Raw genomic sequence first — 6,242 nt, forward strand, 5'->3', positions numbered from 1 at the left:
TTTACCTCAATTTGTTAAATGATCTTTCCTGAAAAAACCAAAACCATAATAAACCTAACAATTACAGCTGCCATACCCATTATTGTTAAAGTCGGCACGATACCTTGACGATCCATAGAATTTGCAATAAGACCGGGAATGATGTATCCAATTACCTGAGCAGAATAATCTCCGGGTAAATATCCGAACAAACCATACCAACGAACAAGCCAGCCAAGAATAAAACCGGCAAGAACAGAAATCACCATCCTTCGTCGTCCATACATAAAAACCCATATGCCAATTAATTTGACGATTCCATACGCTAAGAAGCTAATCATCAATGTTCCCAAAACTGTCCACGGTTGATGCAAATACATTGCTACATATCCACTAACAACGATTCCGCCGGCAGCAGCGCCGAACGTTTCTAAAAAGAACAAACTAATTATAACTCCAAATCCAATTGAGGCTTCAAACATATTTTATACTCCTAAAATTTATTTGCTTCATACTAAAAAAGTTTAATCACAAAAAAAACGTGAAAAAAATTCATTGCTATTTTTTCCTTTGCCCACTTTTAATCTTATGATGTAGTGATTGTGATTTATAAAGTTTTCCGGTGCTGCTCCTTAAAATAATCAACGATCATCCCACCGTTTCCACCAATATTGCCTATTCCAATCAGTAAAACGGTTTTATCTTCAAGTTGATTTACTTTACTCATAAGCTCGTCTCCTCTTGTCCAGCCCATTTCTTCAATTTTATTTCCATCAATTTTATGTCTCAAAGCAAATGACTTGATGGATGAGGATTCTTCTCCTATTAGAAATAACCTGTCAAAAGCAACATCTGTAAGCATTTGTATCAGCTGTTTGGAGCGATACATCCTATCAGCTCGAGTATTCAGAACTAATCCAAAATGGTCAATATTCGGATGCAAATTTTTGATATAATCAACAATGTATTTTGTTGATTCCGGGTCATTGGCAGCAAATGAATGGACAAAATAAATTATTTTGCCATTAATATTCATATTATATATTCTCGTAGCTCCAATGTCAGGATTCGTCTTTTTCATTGCAGATAAGGCAATTTTCCTATCTATCCCACAATTTTCACATACGTCAAGTGACAGACTTACGTTTTCTTTATGCTCAATAAATGGAAAATCTTCTATGTCTTCGTTTGCAATTTCATTGGGATTACAATAGTGAATTGTTGTATTTCGCTTTTTTGCAATTTTTTCCATCACAGGAAATAATTTTTTTTCACTGGTAAACGCTGTTGAATTTGTGGGAATCGTATTACAAATGGAATAAGTAACGTTTTTCATACCTGGTCCCATCAAGTCAAGGTGATCCAGCCGAATATTAGTTATCACACCCACTTCGGAATGTAACATTTTTTGTTCTGTAATCCACTGATATTCAGGAGTTACCGCCATACACTCAAGCACAAGTACATCAATATTTCTCTTGGAGGCAAATTCAACTATTTTTAATTGCTCTTTAATATTTGCACCAAAAAATCTGGCAATTGGTATTTCATTACCATTTTCCAAAATAATTCGAGGAGCGGAGCCTGTCGTTTTTGCAACTATTTTGAGACCACCAGCACGTAAACCTGAGGCAATTAAACGAGTTACACTTGATTTTCCCCTTGTTCCGTTTACGTGAATGATTTTGGGTATCTGCTTCCTATACCGTTGATGTCTATGATACTCAAAAAGAGAATAGAGAATCAGAGTAGTGAAAAAAATGAATAAAACGAGCATATTTTTTTAAGTCCTTTAAGAAGAAATATTTTAATCAAATTATTTTGAGTAAAAAAATTTTACATAGAAAGTGTTGTCAATGAATTTAAAAACAGGACTATGGTTTGCTTGGAATTTAAACTCACTTTTGGTTGCAAAAAAAAAGGGAAGAATCGTTCGATCCTTCCCAATATGTTTATTTATAATTATGCTTTTGTATCTTCAGGTTTTTGTTCCCGTGTTTTCTTATTGCGTTTTTTAATTCGATCTGATCGAGCAGATTTAATTTTTTTCAAATGTTCTCTAACATATTCATTAATTTCCTGTTCTTCTCTACCAAAGTAATAAGTCTTCACACTAAGAATTAATCTTCGATTTCCTTGATCAACTTCAATCACTTTTACAGGTAATTCATCACCCTTATTAAAGGCAAGTTTTGGTTCTTGCAATCCGGGAATTCCAAGATGAGATGCCGGAATAAATCCTTCAATATTATCTTTTGTAATTACAATTGCACCTTTATTAATTATCTTGTCAACTGCCACAATATGTTCTGAGTTTAATGGCATTTTATCTTCGATCATTTCCCACGGATCATCTTCCAATTGTTTCAATCCAAGTGCAATACGTTGCATCACATTATCGATAGATAGAACAACAGCGGTAATTTCTTGTCCTACTTTTAGAGTTTCTCTCGGATGCATAATTCTTCTCGTCCAAGAAAGATCGGATACGTGGATAAGTCCGTCAATATCATCTTCAACTTCCATAAAGGCACCGAATTCTGTAATATTTTTTATTTTTCCGGTAACTTTGCTACCTACAGGATGCATAATCTCAATGGTTAGCCAGGGATTAGGTTCAATCTGTTTTAGCCCAAGAGAAATTCGATGCTCATCCTTATCAATATCTAAAATAATGGCTTCGACTTCATTACCAAGCTGTAATAATTGTTTGGGGTGGCTAATTTTTTTTGTCCATGACATTTCCGATATATGAATCAAGCCTTCAACACCTTTTTCGAGTTCAACGAAAGCACCAAAATTGGCAAGATTTGTAACTTTTCCTTTTATTTTGGAACCTTCAGGATATTTTATTTCGATATTTTTCCAAGGATGAGGGACTAATTGTTTGAGTCCGAGAGATATTTTTTCCTTATCTTTATCAAAATTCAACACTCGCACCTTAACCTTATCTCCTATTGAAAGCATTTCAGAAGGATGGTCAATATGTCCCCATGACATGTCTGAAATGTGAACAAGTCCGTCCATTCCACCTAAATCGACAAAAACACCATAGTCCATAATGTTTTTAACCACACCATCAACTTCGGAATTTTTTTCTAATTTCTCAACCAACTGATCCTTTTGCTTTTTAATGTCCTTTTGCAAAACGATTTTACGGGAATAAACAAGATTATTTTTTAAACGTTCAAGGCTAATAATTTTAACAACAAGTTCCTTATTAATAAGATGATCAAGGTTGGGAAGAATTTTTAAGGCAACTTGTGAAGCTGGCAAAAATCCCTGAACACCTTTATAAACCGTGATTAAACCTCCTTTAACCCTTTTAATAACTTTGACAGTTAAAGAAACGTTGTCTTTTTCTAATTGTTCCAGTTCATCCCAAGTGTTTTTAATATCGGCTTTTTTCTTAGACAATCTGGGTCGCCCTGCTTTGTTTTCTTGGGATACAATATAAACGGAAATTATATCACCAACTTTTACTTCTTCACTAAAAGCATGAAGAGGGATAATACCTTCGGCTTTAAACCCGATATCCACGTAAACTTCGTTTGAATCTACTTTGATGATTTTACCATCAATTATGTTACCAACTTTCACGCTCTCCATTGTTTTTTCATACATTGCAATTTCTTTTTGAAGGGCAGAATTGTTGCTTTCAGATTTCTTTTCAGAATCTTCAGCAGGTTTTTCGTCAGAATCCGACTCGGGTTGTTCTGCTTCCAAATCAGATTCTTCTGAGCTCTCGGCAATATCCTCGGGTTTACTTTTAGAGGGTTCTTCTTTTGCCGGTGAATCTTGTGTGAGATTTTTGCTCTCAATCAAGGATTCATCCTGTTTTTCATCAATAGTAATTTTGGACTTATTATTGTCCTCCTTTTCACTTACTTGGTTTACGTTCAATTTTTCCTTTTCATTGACATTAACAGCCATTTTTCCTCCGAATTATTTGAGGATACATAATTTTTAATTTACACATTTAAATTATCCTCACATAGATATTTATTTATTTTATTTTTTACATTATTAATAATCCAAGCAGGAGTTGATGCTCCGGCGCAGATTCCTACCTTCTGATTGGAGCGAAACATTTTATTATGAATTTCATCGGCAGTTTCAATGTGAAAAGATTCACATCTTTCCTGTCTGGCAATTTCTGCAAGACGGGTTGTGTTTGCGCTATTTTTTCCGCCAACAATAAACATAATATCAACTTTTTTTGCAATCATTCTTGTCTCTTCTTGCCGCAATTTTGTTGCATTGCATATTGTTTTTACAACGTGCAATTCGCGACACATTTTTAACAACTTAAAGCCCAGCAATTCAAACGTTTCTTCGCTTTGAGTGGTTTGGGCGATCAAGGCAATTTTCATATCATCCAGTTCCAGCTTCTCATTAGGATTATCAACAACAATAGATTTGTCATCGACATAGCTCAAAAGAGCTTCAACTTCGGGATGAGCCTTTTCGCCCAAAATAACCAGTTGGTAGTCTTTCGCTGTCAATTTTTTCGCAAAATTTTGTGCCTTTTTAACGATTGGACAAGTCGCATCAATAATGATTACATTTTTTTCTTGCAGCTTTTTATAATTTTCATTTGTGATTCCATGTGATCTGATAATGACAACCTGATCTGTAATTTCTTCAATGGAATTCACGCATCCCAACCCTTTTTTCTGTAGGTATTGAACCATTTGCGGATTGTGGATAATTGGACCAAGAGTTACCACATTTTCGTATTCTTTCAAGGCTTGCAGAGCCATTTGAATTGCTCGCTCTACTCCAAAGCAAAATCCGGAGTGTTCTGAAATTTCTATACTACATTTAGTCATTATTCGTTTATCCTATCGAGAATGATCTGAGATAATTTGCGATAATTCGGTTTCTCATCCGTATATTTTTTATGCCAGCCCGGTTTGAAAGGTTTTTTAAAAATAAAGGTTAAATTTTTTTTATGAAAAAAGCACTCTTTGAAATTATTGGCATTCAAAATTTTTACGGGATAAATAGTTGCTCCGGTAGATATTGCGATTCTGGCAATACCAGCTTTAGCTTTAAAAGATTTTCTGCTGCCTTCCGGAAATATTATCAGATTCTTTTTGTTTCTAATCAGCTCTTCACTTTTTTTTATTGTGCTTCCTGAATAACTATCCCTTTTTACAGGTATAGCATTAAAAAAGGAGATGATTATTCCGAAAAGTTTATTTTTAAAAAGTTCACTTTTTGCAATGAAGTATGATTCAAAAGGTAAAATAGAACCCAGAAAAGGTGGATCAAGTAAATTCTGATGATTGGCACAAACTATAATCCCACTTTTTTCTTCAATTATATTTATCCCAACCACTTTTAGATTCAAGAATGCCTTCATTGTGAAAAGAAAAGTTTTTTGAGCAATTTTAAAAGGTAATCCCATAAGAATATAATTTTTAAAAATTTATCATCTGATAAATTTTGTTTACTTGTTCTGCAATTGTGAGGAATGTTGTATCAATCAAAATTGCATCATCAGGTTTTCGGAGAGGTGAAATTTTTCTGGTGCTATCCGATTCATCCCGCCATTCAAGTTCTTTGATCACATCTTCAAGAGATTTGGTTTCACCCTTTTTTTGTAATTCATCCCACCTTCTTCGGGCACGTTCCTTCACATCTGCGATAATGTAGAATTTATAATCCGCATTGGGAAAGACAACTGTGCCGATATCTCTTCCGTCCATAACAATGGATTTTCGTTGAGATATCTGACGCTGGAGTTCAACCAATTTGGTTCTAACCGCACCCATACGAGCAACGAGAGATGAATATTTGGATACCTTCGGTTTTCGTATATCTTGTGTAACATCTTTCCCATTCAGTAAAATTATATTCCCGTCCTCATTATTATAATTGATGATCTCAATGGAAATGTCTTTTAAGCATACGCTGATTTTTTTTTCATCTTTAATATCAATTCCATTTTCAATTAGATACAAGCCCACAGCACGATACATAGCTCCACTGTCAATATAAACGCAGCCGAGCTTATCTGCCAATTGTTTGGCAGTTGTGCTTTTTCCTGAACTGGCAGGTCCGTCAATAGCAATGACGAATTTCTTTTTAATTTTTTTCATAGAATTTGCAAAAAACTTAAATGTGGATTTTTTCAGTCAATGTTTTAAGAAAGTAAAACCGGGCGAATGATTGATGATCTTATCAAGATGTGAATCGTAAACGGTTTTTCTGAAGTGTTTCGCGCCCAACGTTTCGGAGAAACGTATTACTGTATT

6 protein-coding genes are annotated in these 6,242 nt (G+C 34.5%); all 6 read right to left on the reverse strand.

All coding sequences use genetic code 11. From position 1 onward, the window contains the following. Window positions 1-14 precede the first annotated feature (14 nt). Window positions 15-461 carry a poly-gamma-glutamate biosynthesis protein PgsC gene (gene pgsC / locus U9P79_03385; protein MEA2103667.1) on the reverse strand — a complete coding sequence of 149 codons (447 nt, stop codon included), beginning with the start codon at window positions 459-461 and terminating at the stop codon, window positions 15-17. Between the two features lie 125 nt (window positions 462-586). Then, on the reverse strand, window positions 587-1,756 hold the full coding sequence (pgsB, locus tag U9P79_03390) for a poly-gamma-glutamate synthase PgsB (protein MEA2103668.1): 1,170 nt from the start codon (window positions 1,754-1,756) through the stop codon (window positions 587-589). 185 nt (window positions 1,757-1,941) lie between these two features. Beyond that, window positions 1,942-3,912 (reverse strand): 30S ribosomal protein S1, encoded by a 1,971-nt coding sequence (locus U9P79_03395; protein ID MEA2103669.1) that lies wholly within the window; start codon window positions 3,910-3,912, stop codon window positions 1,942-1,944. Window positions 3,913-3,950: 38 nt separating this feature from the next. Next, a complete protein-coding gene (gene ispH, locus U9P79_03400; GenBank protein ID MEA2103670.1) occupies window positions 3,951-4,811 on the reverse strand; it encodes a 4-hydroxy-3-methylbut-2-enyl diphosphate reductase in 861 nt (286 codons plus the stop codon). After that, window positions 4,811-5,335, reverse strand: a complete 525-nt coding sequence (locus U9P79_03405; GenBank protein MEA2103671.1) for a lysophospholipid acyltransferase family protein — start codon at window positions 5,333-5,335, stop codon at window positions 4,811-4,813. Before U9P79_03405 ends, ispH begins: the two co-directional genes overlap by 1 nt. A 70-nt stretch (window positions 5,336-5,405) precedes the next feature. Further along, complete coding sequence (gene cmk / locus U9P79_03410) at window positions 5,406-6,086, reverse strand: (d)CMP kinase (protein MEA2103672.1); 681 nt, start codon at window positions 6,084-6,086, stop codon at window positions 5,406-5,408. Between the last annotated feature and the right edge of the window lie 156 nt (window positions 6,087-6,242).

It is taken from the genome of Candidatus Cloacimonadota bacterium (assembly GCA_034661015.1).
GTDB lineage: Bacteria > Cloacimonadota > Cloacimonadia > JGIOTU-2 > JGIOTU-2 > JAYEKN01.